Origin of the sequence: Caulobacter sp. NIBR2454 (assembly GCF_027474405.1) — a bacterium.
Classification (GTDB): domain Bacteria; phylum Pseudomonadota; class Alphaproteobacteria; order Caulobacterales; family Caulobacteraceae; genus Caulobacter.
The window spans coordinates 2,063,915-2,083,758 of sequence record NZ_CP114871.1 but is presented as its reverse complement, the minus strand read 5'-3'; the positions used below and the strand labels follow the sequence as shown (position 1 = coordinate 2,083,758).

At 65.6% G+C, this 19,844-nt stretch carries 20 protein-coding genes and 1 tRNA gene; 16 read left to right on the top strand and 5 right to left on the bottom strand.

Going from position 1 to position 19,844, the window contains the following annotated elements:
* Nucleotides 1–10: 10 nt before the first annotated feature.
* The 3 genes from O5K31_RS10250 (at nt 11) to O5K31_RS10240 (ending at nt 5,854) form a co-directional block, all read left to right on the top strand.
* Nucleotides 11–2,131 (top strand): sodium-translocating pyrophosphatase, encoded by a 2,121-nt coding sequence (locus O5K31_RS10250; RefSeq protein ID WP_269713502.1) that lies wholly within the window; start codon nt 11–13, stop codon nt 2,129–2,131.
* Between the two features lie 299 nt (nt 2,132–2,430).
* On the top strand, nt 2,431–5,181 hold the full coding sequence (locus tag O5K31_RS10245) for a TonB-dependent receptor (RefSeq protein WP_269713501.1): 2,751 nt from the start codon (nt 2,431–2,433) through the stop codon (nt 5,179–5,181).
* Nucleotides 5,182–5,323: 142 nt separating this feature from the next.
* Nucleotides 5,324–5,854 carry a hypothetical protein gene (locus O5K31_RS10240; RefSeq protein WP_269713500.1) on the top strand — a complete coding sequence of 177 codons (531 nt, stop codon included), beginning with the start codon at nt 5,324–5,326 and terminating at the stop codon, nt 5,852–5,854.
* A gap of 2 nt (nt 5,855–5,856) precedes the next feature.
* Here O5K31_RS10240 and O5K31_RS10235 read toward each other — a convergent pair whose 3' ends face one another.
* Entirely contained in the window at nt 5,857–6,345 is a 489-nt protein-coding gene (locus O5K31_RS10235; RefSeq protein WP_269713499.1) for an outer membrane protein assembly factor BamE, read from the bottom strand.
* Between the two features lie 100 nt (nt 6,346–6,445).
* On the opposite strand from O5K31_RS10235, the gene O5K31_RS10230 reads away from it, so the two are divergent.
* From O5K31_RS10230 to O5K31_RS10200, 7 genes are all read left to right on the top strand, one after another.
* The gene (locus O5K31_RS10230; RefSeq protein ID WP_269713498.1) at nt 6,446–6,970 is read left to right on the top strand and encodes a ubiquinol-cytochrome C chaperone family protein; all 525 of its coding nucleotides are present in this window, start codon (nt 6,446–6,448) and stop codon (nt 6,968–6,970) included.
* On the top strand, nt 6,967–7,494 hold the full coding sequence (locus O5K31_RS10225; RefSeq protein ID WP_269713497.1) for a YceD family protein: 528 nt from the start codon (nt 6,967–6,969) through the stop codon (nt 7,492–7,494). The genes O5K31_RS10230 and O5K31_RS10225 overlap by 4 nt, the downstream gene beginning before the upstream one ends.
* Before the next feature lie 95 nt (nt 7,495–7,589).
* The gene (gene plsX / locus O5K31_RS10220) at nt 7,590–8,654 is read left to right on the top strand and encodes a phosphate acyltransferase PlsX (protein WP_269713496.1); all 1,065 of its coding nucleotides are present in this window, start codon (nt 7,590–7,592) and stop codon (nt 8,652–8,654) included.
* An 8-nt stretch (nt 8,655–8,662) separates the two neighbouring features.
* Nucleotides 8,663–9,631 carry a beta-ketoacyl-ACP synthase III gene (locus tag O5K31_RS10215; protein WP_269717043.1) on the top strand — a complete coding sequence of 323 codons (969 nt, stop codon included), beginning with the start codon at nt 8,663–8,665 and terminating at the stop codon, nt 9,629–9,631.
* A gap of 89 nt (nt 9,632–9,720) precedes the next feature.
* On the top strand, nt 9,721–10,023 hold the full coding sequence (locus O5K31_RS10210) for an integration host factor subunit alpha (RefSeq protein ID WP_269713495.1): 303 nt from the start codon (nt 9,721–9,723) through the stop codon (nt 10,021–10,023).
* 10 nt (nt 10,024–10,033) lie between these two features.
* Nucleotides 10,034–10,438: a MerR family transcriptional regulator gene (locus O5K31_RS10205; RefSeq protein WP_269713494.1), complete on the top strand. Its 405-nt coding sequence runs from the start codon at nt 10,034–10,036 to the stop codon at nt 10,436–10,438.
* Nucleotides 10,439–10,515: 77 nt separating this feature from the next.
* Nucleotides 10,516–10,592, top strand: a tRNA-Pro gene (locus O5K31_RS10200).
* Nucleotides 10,593–10,612: 20 nt separating this feature from the next.
* On the opposite strand, the gene O5K31_RS10195 is transcribed toward O5K31_RS10200, so the two are convergent.
* Together O5K31_RS10195 and O5K31_RS10190 are read right to left on the bottom strand one after the other, a co-directional pair.
* Complete coding sequence (locus O5K31_RS10195; protein WP_269713493.1) at nt 10,613–10,822, bottom strand: DUF2842 domain-containing protein; 210 nt, start codon at nt 10,820–10,822, stop codon at nt 10,613–10,615.
* Nucleotides 10,819–11,067, bottom strand: coding sequence for a GlsB/YeaQ/YmgE family stress response membrane protein (locus tag O5K31_RS10190; RefSeq protein WP_269713492.1), 249 nt, complete (start codon nt 11,065–11,067; stop codon nt 10,819–10,821). The genes O5K31_RS10195 and O5K31_RS10190 overlap by 4 nt, the downstream gene beginning before the upstream one ends.
* Before the next feature lie 151 nt (nt 11,068–11,218).
* On the opposite strand from O5K31_RS10190, the gene O5K31_RS10185 reads away from it, so the two are divergent.
* Complete coding sequence (locus O5K31_RS10185; protein WP_269713491.1) at nt 11,219–12,250, top strand: COX15/CtaA family protein; 1,032 nt, start codon at nt 11,219–11,221, stop codon at nt 12,248–12,250.
* Here O5K31_RS10185 and O5K31_RS10180 read toward each other — a convergent pair.
* Nucleotides 12,247–13,632 (bottom strand): alkaline phosphatase PhoX, encoded by a 1,386-nt coding sequence (locus tag O5K31_RS10180; RefSeq protein ID WP_269713490.1) that lies wholly within the window; start codon nt 13,630–13,632, stop codon nt 12,247–12,249. The two genes, O5K31_RS10185 and O5K31_RS10180, sit on opposite strands and share 4 nt — an antisense overlap.
* Before the next feature lie 243 nt (nt 13,633–13,875).
* On the opposite strand from O5K31_RS10180, the gene rplM reads away from it, so the two are divergent.
* The 3 genes from rplM (at nt 13,876) to argC (ending at nt 15,870) form a co-directional block, all read left to right on the top strand.
* Nucleotides 13,876–14,349: a 50S ribosomal protein L13 gene (gene rplM / locus O5K31_RS10175; RefSeq protein ID WP_269713489.1), complete on the top strand. Its 474-nt coding sequence runs from the start codon at nt 13,876–13,878 to the stop codon at nt 14,347–14,349.
* A 3-nt stretch (nt 14,350–14,352) separates the two neighbouring features.
* Nucleotides 14,353–14,826, top strand: coding sequence for a 30S ribosomal protein S9 (gene rpsI, locus O5K31_RS10170; RefSeq protein WP_269713488.1), 474 nt, complete (start codon nt 14,353–14,355; stop codon nt 14,824–14,826).
* A gap of 96 nt (nt 14,827–14,922) precedes the next feature.
* Nucleotides 14,923–15,870 (top strand): N-acetyl-gamma-glutamyl-phosphate reductase, encoded by a 948-nt coding sequence (gene argC, locus O5K31_RS10165; protein ID WP_269713487.1) that lies wholly within the window; start codon nt 14,923–14,925, stop codon nt 15,868–15,870.
* A gap of 181 nt (nt 15,871–16,051) precedes the next feature.
* Here argC and phaC read toward each other — a convergent pair whose 3' ends face one another.
* A complete protein-coding gene (gene phaC / locus O5K31_RS10160) occupies nt 16,052–17,989 on the bottom strand; it encodes a class I poly(R)-hydroxyalkanoic acid synthase (RefSeq protein WP_269713486.1) in 1,938 nt (645 codons plus the stop codon).
* Between the two features lie 89 nt (nt 17,990–18,078).
* Here phaC and O5K31_RS10155 point away from each other — a divergent pair, with 89 nt between their 5' ends.
* Both O5K31_RS10155 and O5K31_RS10150 read left to right on the top strand, forming a co-directional pair.
* Nucleotides 18,079–18,504 (top strand): hypothetical protein, encoded by a 426-nt coding sequence (locus O5K31_RS10155; RefSeq protein ID WP_269713485.1) that lies wholly within the window; start codon nt 18,079–18,081, stop codon nt 18,502–18,504.
* A 115-nt stretch (nt 18,505–18,619) separates the two neighbouring features.
* Complete coding sequence (locus tag O5K31_RS10150; RefSeq protein ID WP_269713484.1) at nt 18,620–19,840, top strand: LL-diaminopimelate aminotransferase; 1,221 nt, start codon at nt 18,620–18,622, stop codon at nt 19,838–19,840.
* Nucleotides 19,841–19,844 lie beyond the last annotated feature (4 nt).

Genomic DNA, 19,844 nt, shown 5'->3' with positions numbered 1-19,844 from the left:
TAAACACCACATGAGTCTTACTCTGGTCTTTTTGGCCGGTCTGCTGGCGGTGCTTTACGGCATCGTACAGACAGCCGTGCTTATGCGCGCCTCGCCAGGCAATGCGCGAATGCAGGAGATCGCCGCGGCGATCCAGGAAGGGGCGCAGGCCTATCTGCGCCGCCAATACACCACCATCGCCATCGTCGGGGTCGTCATCCTGGCCGCCGTCTGGTTCCTGATCGGCCAATGGGCGGCCATCGGCTTCGTCGTCGGGTCTGTGCTGTCGGGCCTCGCGGGCTTCGCGGGCATGCTGATCTCGGTGCGCGCCAATGTGCGCACGGCGCAGGCTGCATCCGAAAGCCTCGCCAAGGGCCTGTCCCTGGCGTTCACCTCCGGCGCCATCACCGGCATGCTGGTGGCGGGTTTCGCGCTGTTGGGCGTCAGCGGCTACTTCATCGTCCTGACGATGCACCTGGGCTTTGATCCGACCAGCCGCGAAGTCGTGGACGCGCTGGTGGCGCTGGGCTTTGGCGCATCGCTGATTTCGATCTTCGCCCGCCTGGGCGGGGGCATCTTCACCAAGGGCGCCGACGTGGGCGGCGACATGGTCGGCAAGGTCGAGGCGGGCATCCCGGAGGATGATCCGCGCAACGCCGCCACCATCGCCGACAACGTGGGCGACAATGTCGGCGACTGCGCCGGCATGGCCGCCGACCTGTTCGAGACCTATGCGGTGACCACGGTCGCCACCATGGTCCTGGCGGCGATCTTCTTCCGCGGGACGGAGGTGGTCTCAACCATGATGCTGCTGCCGCTGGCGATCTGCGGCGTGTGCATCGTCACCTCGATCATCGGCGCGTTCTTCGTCCGCCTGGGCAAGAACAAGAACATCATGGGAGCCCTGTATCAGGGCCTGATCGTCACCGGCGTGCTGTCCATCGGCGCGGTCTGGTGGGTGATCAACGACCTGGTCACCGGTCCGGTCACGATTGGCGACAAGACCTTTGGGGCCATGGAGCTGTTCTATTGCGGGCTCGCGGGCCTGGCGGTGACGGCGGCCATCGTGGTCATCACCGAGTACTATACCGGCACGGGCTTCCGTCCGGTCCGCTCGGTGGCCAAGGCGTCGGTTTCGGGTCACGGCACCAATGTGATCCAGGGCCTTGCCATGTCGCTGGAGTCCACGGCGGCCCCGGCGCTGGTGATCATCGCCGGCATCATCGTCACCTATGGCTTCGCCGGCCTGTTCGGTATCGCCATCGCCACCACCACCATGCTGTCCCTGGCCGGCTTCATCGTCGCCCTGGACGCCTTTGGACCGGTGACCGACAACGCCGGCGGCATCGCCGAGATGGCGGGTCTGCCGGGCGATGTGCGGGTCTCGACCGACGCGCTGGACGCGGTGGGCAACACCACCAAGGCGGTGACCAAGGGCTACGCTATCGGTTCGGCCGGTCTGGGCGCCCTGGTGCTGTTCGCGGCCTATACCGAGGACCTGAAGTTCTTCACGGCCAATGCAGAGCCGGGATCGTTCTTCGAAGGCGTGGGGACGGTCACCTTCGACCTGTCCAACCCCTATGTCGTCGTCGGACTGCTGTTCGGGGGGCTGTTGCCCTTCCTGTTCGGCGGCATGGCGATGACGGCCGTCGGCCGCGCCGCCCAGGCGGTGGTCGAGGAAGTCCGACGCCAGTTCCGCGAAATCCCCGGCATCATGGAGTTCAACGCCAAGCCTGAATACGGCAAGGCGGTGGACATCCTGACCAAGGCGGCGATCCGCGAGATGATCGTGCCATCGCTGCTGCCGGTGGTTTCCCCCATCGTGCTGTTCTTCGTCATCAACGCCATCGCGGGCAAGGCTCAGGCCTTCTCGGCGCTGGGGGCGATGCTGATGGGCGTGATCGTCACCGGCCTGTTCGTCGCCATCTCGATGACCTCGGGCGGCGGCGCGTGGGACAACGCCAAGAAGTACATCGAGGAAGGCAATTACGGCGGCAAAGGCTCCGAGGCCCACAAGGCCGCGGTGACCGGGGACACGGTGGGTGATCCTTACAAGGACACCTCCGGCCCGGCCGTGAACCCGATGATCAAGATCACCAACATCGTGGCCCTGCTGCTGCTCGCAGTGCTGGCCCACGGGGCGATCGGCTGATCCAACCTTCGGCCTGACGGCTGAAACGGCGCCCCGTGGAGCAATCCGCGGGGCGTTTTCGTTTGTCTAAATAATGATCTTGAGCGGGCGGGGGAATGATGTCGATTTAAACAATATATCGCTGATAGTCATAATTTCGTTATAAACAACGTCTGGAAGAAATTGGGTCGGTTCGATGTAAACTATAGTTACACGGACTGTCATAAAACTTTGTCTTGAGCATAATCGAACGCGAGGTTAGGCCGCGACCTAGCAGGACCCCTTTCGTGGGGGCGCAAAGTACTTGCTAGGGGCAATCTATGAAAAACCGTATTCTGGGCACGACGGCGTTCGCCGTTGTGGCTGCATCGCCGTTCGTCGCTTTCGCACAGGCGTCCACCGCGGCTGACACGGGGGCGGTCGAAGAGATCATCGTCACCGGCACCTATCGGCGCAGCCTGGAGCAGGCGGTCGACCTCAAGCGCGACAATGTCGGCTTTTCCGATTCCATCGTCGCCACCGACGTGGCGAACTTCCCCGAGCAGAACCTGGCCGAAGCGCTGCAGCGCATCCCCGGCGTGACCATCGAGCGCAACAAGGGTCTGGGCAGCCGGGTCATGGTGCGCGGCCTGCCGAGCGAGTTCACCTTCGTCTCGATCAACAAGCTGGCGACGGCGTCGGGCAGCGGCGGCCGTGACGTCGAATTCGACATCTTCGCCTCGGAGATCATCCAGCAGGTCACCGTTCAGAAGTCGCCCAAGGCGTCGGACGAAGAGGGCGGCATCGCCGGTTCGATCAATATCTCGACCGCCCGTCCGTTCGACTATTCGGGCCGCAAGCTGGTGGCCTCGGCCGAAGGCGCCCACAACTCGATCTCCGAGAAGGTTGACCCGAAGGTCAGCTTCCTGGCCAGCGACACCTGGGGCGACTTCGGCGCCCTGGCGTCGTTCTCCATGGCGACCCGCACCAACCGCACCGACTCCAATTCGGGCATCAACTTCCGACCGGCGTTCCGCTTCCTGGAAGCCGGCGGCGCGCGCGAAGCCCAAGCCCGCGCCACCTTGCTGCGCGACGTCGGCCTGAACCTGTCGAACGCCGACATGGACAATCGCGACGTCACCGGCCGCATCATCTTCCAGGACAAGGTCGGCGACCGCGTCTATCTGAACGAGCAGGATCAGTGGGGCGGCACCCTGTCGCTGCAGTACCAGCCGTCCTCGAACTTGACCCTGTCGTTCGACGCCATGCTCGGCGGCTTCGATGGCACAGAGGACGAGTACGACGCGGCGGCCTATTCGGCCTCCAGCCGCAGCACGTTCGAGACCGTCCATTCATTCGACAAGACGACCCTGGCCGATGACGGCCTCGTCGTCCTGCGCGACGTGTCCTATACCGCCACCCAGCACGAAATCCTTAGCAAGGAGCGGATCAGCAAGACCGACTACGCCCAGTTCGGGACCGAGCTGAAGTGGAAGGGCGACAACTGGGAACTCAACGCGCTGGCCGGTTACTCGGGCGCCGAAAAGACCATCGACTACGCCAACCTCAAGCATGTGGCCTATGCCCCGTCGCGCACCCGTTGGACGGATCGCGGCGGCGAGACGGTCAAGAGCAACAACCCGCTCTCGATCGACATGTACAACTCGCCGCAGAGCTACTTGTTCGAGGCGTACGAGACGAACCTGGAGTCGATCACGGACGACAAGTACGCCGCTCAGGCCGACTTCACCCGTCACTTCGATCTCGGCTTCTTCCCGGCCCTGGACAATATCCAGGTCGGCGCCCGCTACACCAAGAAGACCAAGGAACGTGAATACGGCGCGCTGAACATCCAGGGTCCGAGCGCCGGCAGCACGGCATGGCTCAACAAGCGTACCCTGGCGGAAAGCCAGATCGCTCCGATCGGCGACATCGTGCCGGGCGGCGGCTATTCGATCGGCAACCTGAACTGGAGTCAGGCGAGCAACGACTACGCCCGCAGGACCTTCCGCTACGCCGGCTTCTCCACGCCATTCGACGTGGGCCAGTACTATGAAGTCTCCGAAGAGGTCCTCAGCGCCTACGCCATGGCGGACTTCAAGTTCGATCTGGCCAGCGTTCCGGTGTTCGTCAACGCTGGCGGCCGCTATGTGGACACGACGGTGAATTCGGCCGGCTACCACCAGGTGCAGACCCCCACGGGCGGCACCGCTTACACCCCCGACCCGGTGTCGAGCGAGGGCAGCTACAAGAAATTCCTGCCGAGCGTGAACGTCACCGCCGATCTGATGGAAAACACCGTCCTTCGCGGCGCGGCGTCGGAGACCCTGATCCGGCCGGCGCTGACCGATCTGGCGTACAAGCGCACCGCCAGCTGGAATTCGTTCCGCTTCACCGACGGCAACCCGAACCTCAAACCCACCTACGCCAAGCAGTGGGAAGTGGGCCTGGAGCACTATCTGGGTAATGGCGGCCTGCTGGCGGCCTCGTACTTCTGGAAGGAGATCGAGGGCGTCGTCCGCAGTCAGCTGACGGGCACGGTTCCGAACGTGACCAAGTACAACGCCAACGGTACGGTCGACGGCGTCTATGACTTCGACGTCTATCAGCCGGTCAACGCCGACGGCTCCTACAAGGTCAGCGGCGTCGAGCTGGTGGCGGTTGTGCCGTTCGGCTTCATCCACGAGCGCCTGGAAGGCTTTGGTATCAACGCCAACTACACGCTTCTGGACAGCTCGCTGACCGGGCAGTCCATCATCGGCGTGGCGACCCCGCCGGTCGGTCTGGCCGACAACACCTACAACGTCACGCTCTTCTACGAGAACGACCGGTTCCAGGCCCGCGCGTCCTACAACTACAAGGACAAGTACGTCGAAGGCATCGGTTACGAGATGTACCCGATCTGGCGCGACGGCTACGGCCAGACCGACATTTCGGTCAGCTACAATGTGACCGACAGCATCCAGGTGAACCTGGAGGCCATCAACGTCACCGACGAGGCGACCACCGGCTACACGATGGATCCGTCCTTCCCGGTCATGTACGAAAAGTCGGGACGCCGCGTGAGCCTGGGCCTGCGGATGAACTTCTGATCCTGATCGGATCTATTCGGCTTCGCGGCCGAGACTTGGACGCCCCGTGGAGCAATCCACGGGGCGTTTTGTCGTTCATCGTCAAGATATCGCCGTTTTTTAAGTGCGGTTTCTCGGTCAAGCTTCAAGAGGGGGAATACCTGTGAGCCTGACCGCCCTGACCATCGCCATGGCGATGAACGCCGCCGATCCGACCTGCGCCATTCCCATGTGGCGGCCTCTGTATCGCCATGACGCCGATGGGGGGGCGGTCTTCGGATCCAAGGCCGCCTTGCTGGACGCCCTGCGGCGCGGCGACAGCCTGCGGGTGGCGTGGGGCGGAGCGTTCAAGCGGACGACGGGCGCGGACCTGACGGTCGAGCACGTCATCGACCCGGTATTCGCCAGCATCATGGCCGGCGAGGTCGTCGTACAGACCCACGAGCACATCACCCTGACCGGCTATCATGACCCTGACGTCGCGCGTCAGGGACCGCCGACCTCGATGTGGCGGGCCATGTTCACCACCAAGGGGGTGTTCGACGCGGTGATGGTCGATCGGGTGACGGGAAAGGAGACCCGCCTGCCGCAGCGGGCCGCCATGACCTGGCTGGCGTTCACGCCCGCCCCCGAGTGCGACAAGCGGCCGGCGCCGACCCTGGCGGTTCCAGGCGGCGTGCGGCGCGACAGTTGACCCTAGCGGCGGTCGCCCGGGCGGTTGCCCGGGGCGCCGTCTTCGTCGTCGCGGGGCAGCATGCCGCCACGGCCGACGTTGCCCAGCAGCTGCTCTAGGATGGTCAGTTCACGGCCGCGGGTCGGGGTCTCGCGGTCGGCGTAGTTGATCACCTTGCCGTCGCGCAGGGTGTAGCTTTTGACGCCCGCGACCTTTTCGTCGGCCTGGGCGAAGGTGATGGCGACCACGTCGCGCTTGATCACGCGGGGCCGGTAGAAGGCCACCCGGTCGGTCACCTGGGTCATGTAGTACCAGGTGTTGGCGTCGAAGGTGCTGGTCGCCGAGGGCGAGCCGAGCTTGCCCATGACAGTGGACTTGGTGTCCTCGCCGACCTTGACGTCGGCGGGCTGTTCCTCGACCGCCTGGAAGCCAGAATAGTTGGTCAACGGCGTGCAGGCGCCCGTGGCCAGGACGACGGCGGCGAGGGCGGCGAAGGCGACGGGACGGGACATTCGGACTCCGAAGGGCAGTGCGGACTTTGACCTATCGCCCGCGGGAGCTTAGTTCAATGCCTGCTTTAAGGTCCGAGTCCGGGCGAAATCGAGGCGACGTATGTTTCTGGAGCGGTTCTTCCCGCCAAGCCCCGCCAAAATCGCTGGCCGGCGGCTCTATGACGCGGCCGCCCAGCAGGCGCGCTCGCCCGGATTCTACACGGCCATGGGCGTAGCCGACTCGCTGGAAGGCCGGTTCGAGCTCTACAGCCTGCATGTGGCCCTGGTGGTCGAACGGCTGAGGGGTGAAGGTCAGACCGCGGCGGACGTGTCGCAGGCGACTTTCGACGCCTATGTGCGCGGCCTGGACGACGCCCTGCGCGAGATTGGCGTGGGCGACCTGTCGGTCGGCAAGAAGATGAAGAAGCTGGCGGCGGCCTTCTATGGCCGGCTCAAGGGCCTGGACGACGTGTTCGCCGCCCTGCCGGACAAGGCGCCGCTGCAGGCCCTGATCGAGCGCACGGTGGCTCCAGCCAAGGACGGCGAGGCCTTGGCCGACTACATCCTCAAGGCACGCGAGCATCTGGCGGCCCAGCACGTGGACGCGTTGCTGGCGGGTACGGTGACCTGGCCGGAGGCCGCATGACCGGAGAGTGGCCCAAGACCGTCACCTTCGCCGAGGTTTCGCGCGGGTCGATGGTGCTCGACCTGACGGCCGACGACGTCTCCAAGCGCAAGGCGGCCAAGACGCTGGGGCTGGAGGCGATCAATTCGCTGAAAGCCACGGTCAAGCTGGCCCAATGGCTCGACGGCGTCGAGATGAAGGGCAAGCTGAGGGCCAGCGTCGTGCAGACCTGCAGCGTCACGGCCGAATCGCTGCCGGCCAAGATCCATGGCGAGTTCGTCCTGCGCCTTCTGCCGCCGGGCAGCCCCAATGCGCCGACCACCGAGTCGCCCGAACTGGACATCGAGGCGGACGCCGACGACGTCCCGGACGTGCTGGAAGGTGAAGTCATCGATGTCTCGGCCTATGTGATCGAGCATCTGGCGCTTGAGCTGGACCCATTCCCGCGAAAGGAAGGGGCTGAATTCGAACAGCCGCCCGAACCGGTCGATCTGTCGCCCTTCGCCGCGTTGAAGGCGCTGTCGAAGCCCAAGGCGGACGAATAAGTCCGGCGAAACACAACAATACGCATGCTATAGCCGCTTCGATCTGATCGCCGCGGCCGATCTGCGTGGTCAACTTCTGGGAGCCAGAGCGCGCCTTGTCCCAAAATCTCGTGATCTCCATCGACGCCATGGGCGGCGACCACGGACCCTCCGTGATCGTCCCCGGCGTGGCGGTCGCCGCCGGACGCCTGCCGGGAGTGCGTTTCCTGCTGCATGGCGACGAGACGGCCCTGAACGCTGAACTCGCCCGCTGCCCCGCCGCCCGGGCGGTCAGCGAGGTGCGCCACAGCGACCGCGCCATCGCCATGGACGAAAAGCCGGCGCAGGCCCTACGCCGGGGCAAGGGCACCAGCCTGTGGAACGCCGTGGAGGCGATTCGCGAGGGTGAGGCATCGGCCGCCGTCTCGGCCGGCAACACCGGCGCCCTGATGGCGATCTCCAAGCTGATCCTGCGGATGAGCGCCAACATGGAGCGCCCGGCGATCGTCGCCAGCTGGCCCACCATGCGCGGCGTCTCGGCCGTGCTGGACGTAGGGGCCAATGTCGAGAGCGACGCCGACCAGTTGGTGGAGTTCGCGATCATGGGCGCGGCCTTCCACCACGCGGTGCATGGTTCGGACAAGCCGACCGTCGGCATCCTGAACGTGGGTTCGGAGGACCAGAAGGGCCACGACGAGGTGCGCGAGGCGCACGCCATGCTCAAGGACATGGACCTGGACCTGGATTACCAGGGCTTTGTCGAGGGCACGGATATCGCCAAGGGCACGGTGGACGTGGTCGTCACGGATGGCTTCACCGGCAACGTGGCCCTGAAGACCGCCGAGGGCTTGGCGCGGTTCTTTTCCAACGAGATCAAGAGCACCTTCATGAGCGGCCCCCTGGCCATGGCCGGGGCGCTGCTGGCGTCGGGGGCGCTGAAGAAGATGCGGCATCGTCTTGATCCTGGCCGGGTCAATGGCGGGCCGCTGCTGGGCCTGAACGGCATCGTGGTCAAAAGCCATGGCGGCGCGGACGCCCAGAGCTTCGCTTCCGCCATCCGGGTGGCGGTGGACCTGGCGCGCAGCGACTTCTCGGCCGAGATCGAGCGTAATCTGCAACGCCTCACCGCCGCCAAAGAGAAGTGTGAGACGGTCCAGCCCGAGGGAGGGGCTGCGGAGTGACTGAAGTGATGCGTAGCGTGGTGACCGGCGTCGGAGCCTTTTTGCCTGAGCACGTCGTGACCAACGACGACCTGGCCAAGATCGTCGAGACCAGCGACGAGTGGATCATCGAGCGCACGGGCATCCGCCAGCGCCACAAGGCGTCCGACGACCAGGCGGTCTCGGATCTGGCGGTCGAGGCCTGTCGCAAGGCGCTGGCTGACGCAGGCAAGACGCCGGCCGACGTCGATCTGATCATCATGGCCACCACAACGGCCGACCTGACCTTTCCCGCCGCCGCGACGATCGTGCAGCGCAAGCTGGGTTGCCCGGTGGGCATCGCGTTCGACGTGCAGGCCGTATGTTCGGGCTTCGTCTACGCCATGAGCGTGGCGGACGGCTTCGTTGCGCGAGGGCACGCCAAGTGCGCCCTGGTCATCGGGGCCGAGACCATGAGCCGCCTGATGGACTGGACCGACCGCGGCACCTGCGTGCTGTTCGGCGACGGGGCTGGGGCGGTGGTGCTGGAGCCGCAGGCCGGCGAGGGGACCAAGGCCGACAGGGGTGTGCTGAGCTTCGCCCTGCGCGCCGACGGGACCAAGCAGGACCTGCTGTATGTGGACGGCGGCGTCTCAACGACGGGCACCGTCGGCAAGCTGCGCATGCTGGGCAACCAGGTGTTCCGCCACGCCGTGGTCAACATCGCCGAGGCCATCACCATGGCGGCTGAGAAGGCCGACGTGACCATCCCGGAAGTCGACTGGTTCATCCCACACCAGGCCAATCAGCGCATCCTGGAAGGGGTGGCGCGGCGTCTGGGGCTGGAGGAGCACAAGGTGATCTCCACCGTGGCCGAACACGCCAACACCTCGGCGGCGTCGATCCCCTTGGCCCTGGCGCACGGCATCGCCGACGGCCGGATCAAGAAGGGCGACCTGCTGCTTCTGGAGGCCATGGGCGGCGGCCTGACCTGGGGCGCGGTGGTTCTGCGCCTCTAAAAATCCTTAAGGCTTCGCCGGGAACCCTTTGACTTGACGCGACAATCGCAGCATGCAGGCTGTCATTGTCGAGTTTTGGGGCGAGTTCCATGAACGGTGCGACTTTGACGCGGGCGGATCTTTGCGAGGCCGTCCATGAAGAGGTGGGCCTGACGCGGCAGGACTGCGCCGGTCTGGTCGAGCGCACGCTCGATCTGGTGGCCGACGCCCTGGAGCAGGGCCAGACGGTCAAGCTATCCGGCTTTGGCGTCTTTCAGGTCCGCTCCAAGCGCGCCCGCATGGGCCGCAATCCCAAGACCGGCGAGCCGGCCGAGATCGAACCCCGCCGGGTGATCGGCTTCCGCGCCTCTCAGGTCATGAAGGCGCGTGTCGAACGCGCCCTGGCGAAGTAGGACCGATCCGGTGGCGAAGGGTCCCAACGCCTTCCGCACCATCTCCGAAGCCGCTGACGAGCTCGGCGTGCCGCAGCACGTGCTCCGCTTCTGGGAGACCAAGTTCTCCTTCATCCGTCCCATGAAGCGGGCGGGTGGACGCCGGTTCTATCGCCCGCAGGACATCGCCGTGCTGAATGGCGTGCGCAAGCTGCTGCACGACGAGGGCTACACCATCAAGGGCGTGCAGAAGCTGCACAAGGACCTGGGCGTCAAACGGCTGCTGGAGGCCGGGCAGGGCGGCGGCGTCTCGCCTGTCGAGGGCGCGGTGATCGAGTCGGTGGATCTGAGCCCGGAAAGCCGCAATCGCCTGAGCTTCGCCCTCGACGATCTCAATGCGGTCAAGGCGCGTCTGGACGCGCTGTTGAAGCACTGAAGGTCAGCTTCAAAATCGTTTGAATTGGCGATTGCCGGACCGCGGAGCGGCGCCTATAAGGGCCGTCCTTCCCGTGTCGGAGCGTGGCGCAGCCTGGTAGCGCACTTGACTGGGGGTCAAGGGGTCGCAGGTTCGAATCCTGTCGCTCCGACCATCGGGAAGGACTTTCTCCCCCTATTTGAAGCCGAAGCGGCCCTTGTCCATCCAGGTGAGCAAGGGAATGATCGGCACGCCCCAGCCCAGGCCCACCACCACGAAATAGACGAGGTGGATGAGGCGGTTGTCCGGCAAGACGACGAAGATCGCCAAAGCCGCCACCACGTAGAAGAACAAAAAGACCATGAGGGCGACGCCGCCGATGGCCTTGCGGATGCGTGGGTTCATTTGCGGGGCGCCAGACTGAGGAAGGCCAACAGTACGATCGCCCCGAGGGTGGAGACGATCAGGCTGCCGACAAAGCCGCTGAACGGGATGTGCAGCGAGCGGACCAGGAAGGCGCCGACGAACGAGCCGACCACGCCGACGATGAGGTTCATGAACAGGCCGTGGCGACGGTTCAACACCCGCTCGGCGATCCAGCCGGCGGCGATGCCGATGACCACGGCGCTGAAGATACCGACTCCGTTCACGCGACCCTCCTGTTGAAGCCTGTGTTGCGCCACGCGCGCGGCGCCCCGTCAAGCCCGCTGTGGGGTGGACGCGGGCGAGCTTAGCCCTTACCGATGCCGCTCCAGTAAAGCCTTGCCTCACTTAGGCCCAACAAGGACGTGACATCGCCCGATGACGTCATTCCTGCGTTCAGATCGTTCCCGACCCGTCGCCATCTGGCTGATGGTCGTCGCGTTCCTGGTGTTCGCCATGGTGGTGGTGGGCGGGGTCACCCGCCTGACCGATTCCGGCCTGTCGATCACCGAGTGGAAGCCGATCAGCGGCGCCATTCCGCCCCTGACGCAAGAGGGCTGGGAGCGCGAGTTCGCGGGCTATCAGCAGATCCCGCAATACAAGCTCGTCAATCCGGACATGACGGTCGAGAGCTTCAAGTCGATCTTCTGGTGGGAGTGGGGACACCGACTGCTCGGGCGCCTGATCGGACTGGCCTTCGCCGTGCCGCTGGCGGTGTTCCTCATCCGTCGTGACATCCCCCGTCGCCTGGTCTGGCGGTGCGTGGCGATGCTGGGCCTGGGCGGCCTGCAGGGCGCGGTGGGCTGGTGGATGGTGTCTAGCGGCTTGTCGGAGCGGGTGTCGGTGGCGCCGGAGCGGCTGACCGTCCATCTGGGCCTGGCGTTGGCGCTTTTTGTGATGCTGCTCTGGACCGCTCTGGACGCCTGGACGGGCGCGCCGCGGCTGGAGGATCGCAGCAAATGGCGGCCCTGGTCGCTGGCCTTCCTGGGCGCGGTGTTCTTCCAGTGCCTGCTGGGCGCGCTGGTGGCCGGGGGCGATGCGGGGTTCGTCTATAACGACTGGCCGCTGATGAACGGGTCGTTCTTCCCGGCGGAGTATCTGGGCACGAGCGTGTGGAACACCATCGCCCATAGCCAGGCGGCGGTTCAACTGCATCACCGGCTGTTCGCCTACGCCCTGTTGGTCGCGGGCCTCGTGGTGGGTGTGATGGCCACACGAGTGCGGGTGCTGTCACCGGAAGCGCGGGCCCTGGGGGTAGCGGTGGCGATCGTGGTCGTGCTGCAGGCGGTGCTTGGCGTCGCGACCCTGATGATGGGCGTGCCGGTCTGGCTTGGCGCGCTGCACCAGGCGGGGGCGGTCGCTCTGCTGGCGGTGGCGACGGGTCTCGCCTGGCGGGTCCGCCGGGTCTAGCCCTTGAAGCTATTCCACGGGCCGGTGACCGCTAGGGTCAGGCCCGGGGCGTAGATGTTCACGAACAGGGTTTGGCCGTCGGGCGAGAAGCAGGCGCCGGCCAATTCCGCATTGCCGTCATAGACGTTGCGGCCGATGACATAGGCCTTGCCGTCCGGCGTGACGCCCTTGAGGTGGTTGCGCTTGGTCAGGGAATAGCGGTCCTCGCACAGGATCAGGTGACCCCAGGGCGCGATGGCGATGTTGTCGGCGTAGTCGAGCACCCGCGTGTCGGCGCTTTCCACGAAGTTCTGGAGGCGGCCGGGCGCGCGAGCCTCGTCGGGCTGGCCCTCATGCTCGCTGGGGACGTAGCGCATGATCTGGCCGGCCTTGATCGCGCCGCCGGAGGTGCAGGTGAAATAGAGCTCGCCCTTGCCGAAGAACACGCCTTCACCCCGCGCGAAGATGGCCGCGCCCAGCGCCCGTCCCCGGTCCTTGAGATCGTCGTGGGGGTTGTCGACGCCGTCCATGTCGATCCAGCGGACGTTGCGCCACTCGCCCTGAGGAAGATCTCGGCCCTTCCAGTTGCGGGTGTCGAAGCCGGCCTCGCCAAGCGCCAGGGCTTGCAGACGGCCGCCCTTGGACAGGTCGGCGCGATCGACGGGCAGCATGCGGTAGAACAGGCTGTCGTCCTCGTCCTCGGTCAAATAGACGACGCCCGTCCGGGGATCGATGCAGGCGGCCTCGTGCCGGAAGCGACCCAAGGCGGTGAGGGGACGGGGATCGACGAGGCAGCGTCCGGCGGACGGCACCTCGAAGACATAGCCGTGATCCTTGGCCCCGCCGTCGCCGGCGCGGGCGGTGTTTTCCTCGCAGGTCAGCCATGATCCCCAGGGCGTGATCCCGCCGGCGCAGTTGGTGCTGGTGCCGACCAGGCTGAGGTGCTGGCTGACGGTCTGGCGGGTGCGCATGTCATACACGACGGTGGTGACGCCGCCGGGCAGGGGGCGGCCGTCGGACAGGTGGTCGTAGGCCTTGCCCTCGTTGCAGGCGGCGGCTAGGCGGCCGTCCTTGCCGAAGGGGCCCTTGTTTGCGTCGCCGGGCTTGAGCTCGTGGTTGCGCAGCAGCGCCACCTGATCCCCGCCCAGGGCGAAACAGCCCATGCCGTCGAACTTGCCGGGCACGAGGAAGCCGTCGCTCATCGTCTCTCCCGCGCGGGAGATCACCTGATAGGAAAAGCCGGCCGGCAGGTCGAAGACGCCTTTCGGATCGGCGATCAGGGGGCCGTAGCCCTCGACCTGGCTGCGCGACGGATCGGCCGCCCATCCTTCCGATCGCATCGCGATCCCGGCAAAGGCCAGACCGGCGGCGGAGGCGAGAACAGAGCGGCGCGAGATAGACATGGCGATCCTGAAAGCTAGGGCGAGGCTCAGCCTATAGCCGGCGAATATGACAGCGCCATGGATTTCGACGATGCTTAGGTATTATGATACCGCATCGCTGAAATCCTTGCGCCGCAAGGCTTTGGCGGGTTTTGTGTGATTAGTTTGTTGACAGTCGGCGAGGCCTCGCGTATTCGCCGCGCCTCACGTCGAGGGACCGCTCCAAGCGGGGCTTCGGCCTCAAGCTTTTTACGGATCAGTCCCATGCAAAAGACCACGGCTTCGCTGAAGCCCGCCGAGGTCGAGAAGAAGTGGATCGTGGTCGACGCCCAGGACGCCGTTGTCGGTCGTCTGGCTTCGTTCATCGCCATGCGTCTTCGCGGCAAGCATCGTCCCGACTACACCCCGCACGTTGACTGCGGCGACTTCGTCGTCGTCATCAACGCCGACAAGGTGAAGTTCACGGGCCGCAAGCTCGATCAAAAGATCTACTACCGCCACACCGGCCACCCGGGCGGCGTGAAGCAGATCACCGCTGGCAAGCAACTGGCCGGCCGTTTCCCGGAACGCGTTCTGGAAAAGGCCGTCGAGCGCATGCTGCCGAAGGAAAGCCCGCTGGCGCGCGCCCAGATGACCCACCTGCGTATCTACAACGCCGGTGAGCATCCGCATGAGGCGCAGAGCCCTGAACCGATCGCGTTCGCTTCGCTGAACGCCAAGAACACCCGGAGCAACTAAGCCATGACCGATACGCAAGGCTTTGAGGCTCTGGCGAGCCTGTCGAGCAACCCGGAAGCAGCCGCCCCGCGCGAGCCGCAGATCGACCAGTACGGCCGCGCCTACGCCACCGGCAAGCGCAAGAACGCCGTCGCCCGCGTGTGGATCAAGCCGGGCACCGGCAAGATCACCGTCAACGGCCGCGATCAGGAAGTCTATTTCGCCCGTCCCGTGCTGCGCATGATGATCGCCCAGCCCCTGCAGATCGCTGATCGCGTGGGCCAGTTCGACATCATCGTCTCGGTCGAAGGCTCGGGCCTGTCGGGCCAGGCTGGCGCCGTGCGTCACGGCCTGTCCAAGGCTCTGACCTACTACGAGCCGGCTCTGCGCACGGTCCTGAAGCCGCACGGCTTCCTGACCCGTGACAGCCGCGTCGTCGAGCGTAAGAAGTACGGCAAGGCCAAGGCCCGTCGTAGCTTCCAGTTCTCGAAGCGCTAAAACTCGCGCGGCTTCTCCGCGTTTGGATGGGGCGCTTCGGGAAACCGGAGCGCCCTTTCTCTTTTCAGCTGAACTTCTAGGACAGGGGAGGGCGCAATGGCCCCCAAGGTCTTCATCGACGGCGAAGCCGGCACCACCGGCCTGCAGATTCGCGAACGGCTGGTCGGCCGCACCGACATCCAGCTGATTTCGATCGACCCCGAGCGCCGCAAGGACCCGGTGGCGCGCGCCGAGCTGCTGAACAGCGCCGACGTGGTGATCCTCTGCCTGCCCGACGACGCGGCCAAGGAAGCCGTGTCGCTGATCGAGAATCCGTCGGTGAAGGTCATCGACGCCTCGACCGCCTATCGGACCGCCGAGGGCTGGACCTATGGCTTCGCCGAGATGTCCAGGGAGCAGCGCAAGAAGATCGCCGGCTCCAGGCGGGTGTCGAACCCCGGCTGTTATCCCACCGGCGCCATCGGCCTGATCCGGCCGCTGGTCTGCGCCGATATCCTGCCCGCCGAGTACCCGGTCTCGATCAACGCCGTGTCGGGCTATTCCGGCGGGGGCAAGGCGATGATCGCTGAGTTCGAGGATCCGTCGTCGCCCGACTACACGGACGTCGCCTATCGCATCTACGCCATGGGCATGGGCCACAAGCATGTGCCCGAGATCCAGACCCATGGCGGCCTGCTGACCCGGCCTATCTTCGCGCCGGCGGTGGGACGCTATCTCCAGGGGATGCTGGTGGAGCTGCCGCTGCACCTATCGCTGCTGCCGGGCGCGGCCAGCCTGGCCTCGATCCAAAAGGTGCTGAGCGAGCACTACGCCCACGAGCGGTTCGTCGAGGTCGCGTCCCTGGACGAGGCCAAGAGCCTGAAGACCCTCGATCCTGAGGGCCTGAACGGCACCAACCGCATGAAGCTGTACGTGTTCGGCTCCGAGACCAGCGGTCAGGCGCGCCTGGTCGCCCTGCTCGATAACCTGGGCAAAGGGGCGTCAGGCGCGGCGGTTCAGAACCTGAACATCATGCTCGGTCTGGACGAGGGCGCGGGGCTTTAGGGGAAGGGCTTCTCATACTGCTCGTCTTCGCCCGACTTGTTCGGGCGACCCATGCCGTGGATTGTGACGTGCCGTGCGTCCTTCGAGACGGCCTTTGGCCTCCTCAGGATGAAGGACTCAGTAGAGCAAAAAACCTCGTCATGCTGAGGAGCGCGCCAGCGCGTCTCGAAGCACGCACGCCCTAGCTACGGACCTGTACATATGAACCGGGGGCGTCCTCCAGGGCCGGGAGCGGTCCCTTGGCTGGGTCGCGGGCCGGAACCATGCCGCCTGAGCGCTGCTTCAGCCAAGCCGCCCAGTGCGGCCACCAGGAGCCAGCGGCTTCCTTGGCCTCGGCGATCCAGCCGTCGACGGCGGCGGGCAGGTGGTCGTTGGTCCAGTGCTGGTACTTGTTGGCGTCGGGGTGGTTGATGACCCCGGCGATGTGGCCCGAGCCGGCCATGGTGAAGGTCGTGGGGCCACCATAGCAGCGCGCGCCGCGATAGACGCTGCGGAACGGGGCGATGTGGTCCTCCTTTGAGGATTGCACATAGATTGGGGTCTCGACCTTCGACAGATCCAGGGTCTCGCCGCCCAGCTCCAGCTCGCCGCGGGCCAGGGCGTTTCGCTGGTAAAAGTTGCGCAGGTAGAAGAGGTGCAGGGCCTTGGGCATGCGCGTCTGGTCGGCGTTCCAGAACAGCAGGTCGAAGGGCTTGGGCTCCTTGCCGAGCAGATAGTTGCTGACGAAGAACGACCAGATCAGGTCGTTGCCGCGCAAGGCGTTGAAGGTGTCGGCCATGGACTGGCTGGACAGGAAGCCGCCGTCGGCGTCCATCCGCGCCTCGATCTCCTTGAGCCAGGTCTCGTCGGTGAACAGCAGCAGGTCGCCGGCTTCGGCGAAGTCGGCCTGAGCGGCGAAGAAGGTGGCCGAGTTGATCCGCTTGTCGCCCTTCGCCGCCATGTGGGCGAGGGCGCAGGCCAGCAGGGTGCCGCCGATGCAGTAGCCGACGGCGTTGATGCGCTTGGTCCCGGCCTGCTTCATGGCCTGTTCGGTGGCGTCATAGACCCCCTCGAACATGTAGTCCTCGAAGGTCTTGGCCGCGAGCGTGGAGTCGGGGTTCACCCACGAGGCCACGAAGACGGTGAAGCCCTGGCTGGTCAGCCAACGGATCATCGAGTTCTCGGGCCGCAGGTCGAGGATGTAGTACTTGTTGATCCACGGCGGGAAGATCAGCAGCGGGATCTCGTGGACCTGCTCGGTCGTGGGCGAGAACTGCAAAAGCTGCAGGATGTCGTTCTGATAGACCACCTTGCCCGGAGTGGTGGCGACATTCTCGCCGACCTTGAACTTCTCCAAATCGGTCTGGCTGATGGCCAACTGGCCGCCGCCGCGTTCGAGGTCGGCGGCGAAGTTCTCCATGCCCCGCACCAGGCTTTCGCCCTGGGTCTCCACCGCCGCGCGCATGGCGGCGGGGTTGGAGAACAGGAAGTTCGACGGCGAGAAGGCGTCGGTCAGCATTTTGGTGAAGAACTCGACCCGGCGCTTGGAGGCGGGGTCAACGTCCTCGACCGCGCCCACCAGGGTGTTCAGCCAATTTGCGCTGAGCAGGTAGGACTGCTTCATCAGGTCGAACATCGGATGTTCGGACCAGTCGGGGTCGTTGAAGCGCTTGTCGCCCTTAGAGGGTGAGACCACCGGCTGGGTCGGTTCGCCCGCGATGCGCTGGGCGGCGGTGCGCCAAAGTTCGAGGTACTTGGTGAAGAGGTCGGCCTGGGCGCGCATGATGCGGTCCGGCTGGGAGGCGAGACGGCTCATCACCTCGGTCAAGGCGGGGGCGACATGGAAGGGGTCGGGGCTGAGCGCGGCCGGACGGTCGGCCTGGCGCAACGCCGCCTCTGCGATCGCGCCTTGGGCGGTCATGGCCGCCTTGGCCAGATTCAGAGACAGGGTCTCCATCGCCTTGCGCTGTTCAGGCGTCATCAGGGCGTAGAAGTCGGCGGCGGGGTTGTCGGCGGGCGGCGGCGCGGGTTGCGCCGGCTCCACTTTGACCCGCGGGGCTTCGGCCGCGGGTTTGGGGGCGGCCTTGGGCTTAGCCGTCTTGGGCTTGGCGGTTTTGCGCGCCGGAGCGTCGTCGGCCATGTCGTTTCTCCCGTGGCGTGCTTTCCGGTCTGCGCCGAACGCACTCGCCCTTTCGTTCGTTACGATCATCGCATAAGAGCGAAGAGGATATGAACGTCGCAAAGCGGATTTTTGACCAGACGATTCGGGGGACTGCTTCAATTGCGGTCCTGACGGCGCTCGCCGGTTGCGCCATGCCGAACGTCGCCAGCGATTCCTCGCCCCTGGCGCAGGAAGCCGCTCGCCTGTCCGCGACACCCGGCGAGTATCCCGACGTGGCCGATATCCCCAAGGCGCCGACCGATGTGCGCGGCGCTGGCGAATGGCGCTCCGCCGTTCAGGATTCCGAAGCCGCCGGCCGTCGCGTCGCGGCCCAGACGGGACCGGAGACCTTCACCCTGAAGGAAACCGAATCCTACGCCGCGTCGAGCCGCCGCGCCGCGACCCCGCCGCCGGCCGTGACCACGCCTGCCGACACCGCGGCCTTCGTGCGCGCAGCACGCGAGCGAGCTACACCGCCTCCGTCCCCGCGCTAAAGCGCCCGGCGGAGGCAAAATCTTCTCGTAGCCTGCTTGGCTAGCCCTGCTTTGGGGTCTATCCATGCGCGACATTCGCTCCCGCCGCGCCAAAGATGGCGCAACGAGCCCTTTCATGACGTCAGATTTCCATCGTATCCGCCGCCTCCCGCCGTACGTGTTCGAGGAGGTGAACAAGATCAAGGCGCGCCTGCGCGCTGAAGGCACCGACATTATCGACTTCGGCATGGGCAACCCCGACATGCCGACGCCCAGGCACATCGTCGACAAGCTGGTCGAGACCACCGCCGACCCCAAGGCCGGCCGCTATTCCGCCTCCAAGGGGATTCCGGGCCTGCGCAAGGCCATGGCCAACTATTATGGCCGTCGCTTTGGCGTGAAACTGGACCCCAACACCGAAGTGATCGCGACCCTCGGCTCCAAGGAAGGCTTCGCCAACCTCGCTAACGCCCTGACCGCGCCGGGCGACGTGATCATCTGCCCGAACCCGGCCTATCCGATCCACGCCTTCGGCTTCATCATGGCCGGCGGCGTTATCCGCCACGTGCCGGCGCTGTCGCCGGAGGAATACCTGGCCGGGGTCAGCCGGGCGGTGAAGCACTCGGCGCCGCCGCCCAGCGTACTGATCTTGTCCTATCCGTCGAACCCGACGGCCCAGTGGGTGGATCTGGACTTCTACAAGGACGCTATCGCGCTCGCGAAGAAGCATGATCTGCTGGTGATCTCGGACGTGGCCTATGGCGAGATCTACTTCGACAACAACCCGCCGCCGTCGGTGCTGCAGGTGGACGGCGCCAAGGATATCGCCGTCGAGGTGAACTCGCTGTCCAAGACCTACGCCATGGCCGGGTGGCGCGTGGGCATGGTGGTCGGCAACGCGCGCATCTGCGCGGCGCTGGCGCGGGTGAAGTCCTATCTGGACTACGGCGCGTTCACGCCGATCCAGGTGGCGGCCGCCGCGGCGCTGAACGGCCCGCAGGACTGCGTCGATGAGATCCGCGCCATCTACAAGGGCCGCCGCGACACGCTGGTGTCGTCAATGAAGCGTGCGGGTTGGGACATTCCTAGCCCGCCTGCCTCCATGTTCGCCTGGGCCAAAATTCCCGAACAGTATCGGGACGCTGGGTCGATGCTGTTCTCCAAGCTGCTGATCGAGGAGGCCGGCGTCGCCGTCGCTCCCGGCGTCGGCTTTGGCGAATATGGCGAAGGCTATGTGCGCATCGGGCTGGTGGAGAACGAACACCGCATCCGCCAGGCGGCGCGCAATGTGAAGAAGTTCCTCGGCAACGCGGACGAAATCCTGGGGCGGGCGCACAACGCCATGGCCGCGCAGTAGGGAA

What these genes read in the sequence shown, in the direction of transcription:
- O5K31_RS10250 (WP_269713502.1), top strand. Translation starts at nt 11, where the DNA reads ATGAGTCTTACTCTGGTCTTTTTGGCCGGTCTGCTGGCGGTGCTTTAC.
- O5K31_RS10245 (WP_269713501.1), top strand. Translation starts at nt 2,431, where the DNA reads ATGAAAAACCGTATTCTGGGCACGACGGCGTTCGCCGTTGTGGCTGCA.
- O5K31_RS10235 (WP_269713499.1), bottom strand. Translation starts at nt 6,345, where the DNA reads ATGTCCCGTCCCGTCGCCTTCGCCGCCCTCGCCGCCGTCGTCCTGGCC.
- O5K31_RS10230 (WP_269713498.1), top strand. Translation starts at nt 6,446, where the DNA reads ATGTTTCTGGAGCGGTTCTTCCCGCCAAGCCCCGCCAAAATCGCTGGC.
- O5K31_RS10225 (WP_269713497.1), top strand. Translation starts at nt 6,967, where the DNA reads ATGACCGGAGAGTGGCCCAAGACCGTCACCTTCGCCGAGGTTTCGCGC.
- O5K31_RS10215 (WP_269717043.1), top strand. Translation starts at nt 8,663, where the DNA reads ATGCGTAGCGTGGTGACCGGCGTCGGAGCCTTTTTGCCTGAGCACGTC.
- O5K31_RS10210 (WP_269713495.1), top strand. Translation starts at nt 9,721, where the DNA reads ATGAACGGTGCGACTTTGACGCGGGCGGATCTTTGCGAGGCCGTCCAT.
- O5K31_RS10195 (WP_269713493.1), bottom strand. Translation starts at nt 10,822, where the DNA reads ATGAACCCACGCATCCGCAAGGCCATCGGCGGCGTCGCCCTCATGGTC.
- O5K31_RS10185 (WP_269713491.1), top strand. Translation starts at nt 11,219, where the DNA reads ATGACGTCATTCCTGCGTTCAGATCGTTCCCGACCCGTCGCCATCTGG.
- O5K31_RS10180 (WP_269713490.1), bottom strand. Translation starts at nt 13,632, where the DNA reads ATGTCTATCTCGCGCCGCTCTGTTCTCGCCTCCGCCGCCGGTCTGGCC.
- rplM (WP_269713489.1), top strand. Translation starts at nt 13,876, where the DNA reads ATGCAAAAGACCACGGCTTCGCTGAAGCCCGCCGAGGTCGAGAAGAAG.
- rpsI (WP_269713488.1), top strand. Translation starts at nt 14,353, where the DNA reads ATGACCGATACGCAAGGCTTTGAGGCTCTGGCGAGCCTGTCGAGCAAC.
- argC (WP_269713487.1), top strand. Translation starts at nt 14,923, where the DNA reads ATGGCCCCCAAGGTCTTCATCGACGGCGAAGCCGGCACCACCGGCCTG.
- phaC (WP_269713486.1), bottom strand. Translation starts at nt 17,989, where the DNA reads ATGGCCGACGACGCTCCGGCGCGCAAAACCGCCAAGCCCAAGACGGCT.
- O5K31_RS10155 (WP_269713485.1), top strand. Translation starts at nt 18,079, where the DNA reads ATGAACGTCGCAAAGCGGATTTTTGACCAGACGATTCGGGGGACTGCT.
- O5K31_RS10150 (WP_269713484.1), top strand. Translation starts at nt 18,620, where the DNA reads ATGACGTCAGATTTCCATCGTATCCGCCGCCTCCCGCCGTACGTGTTC.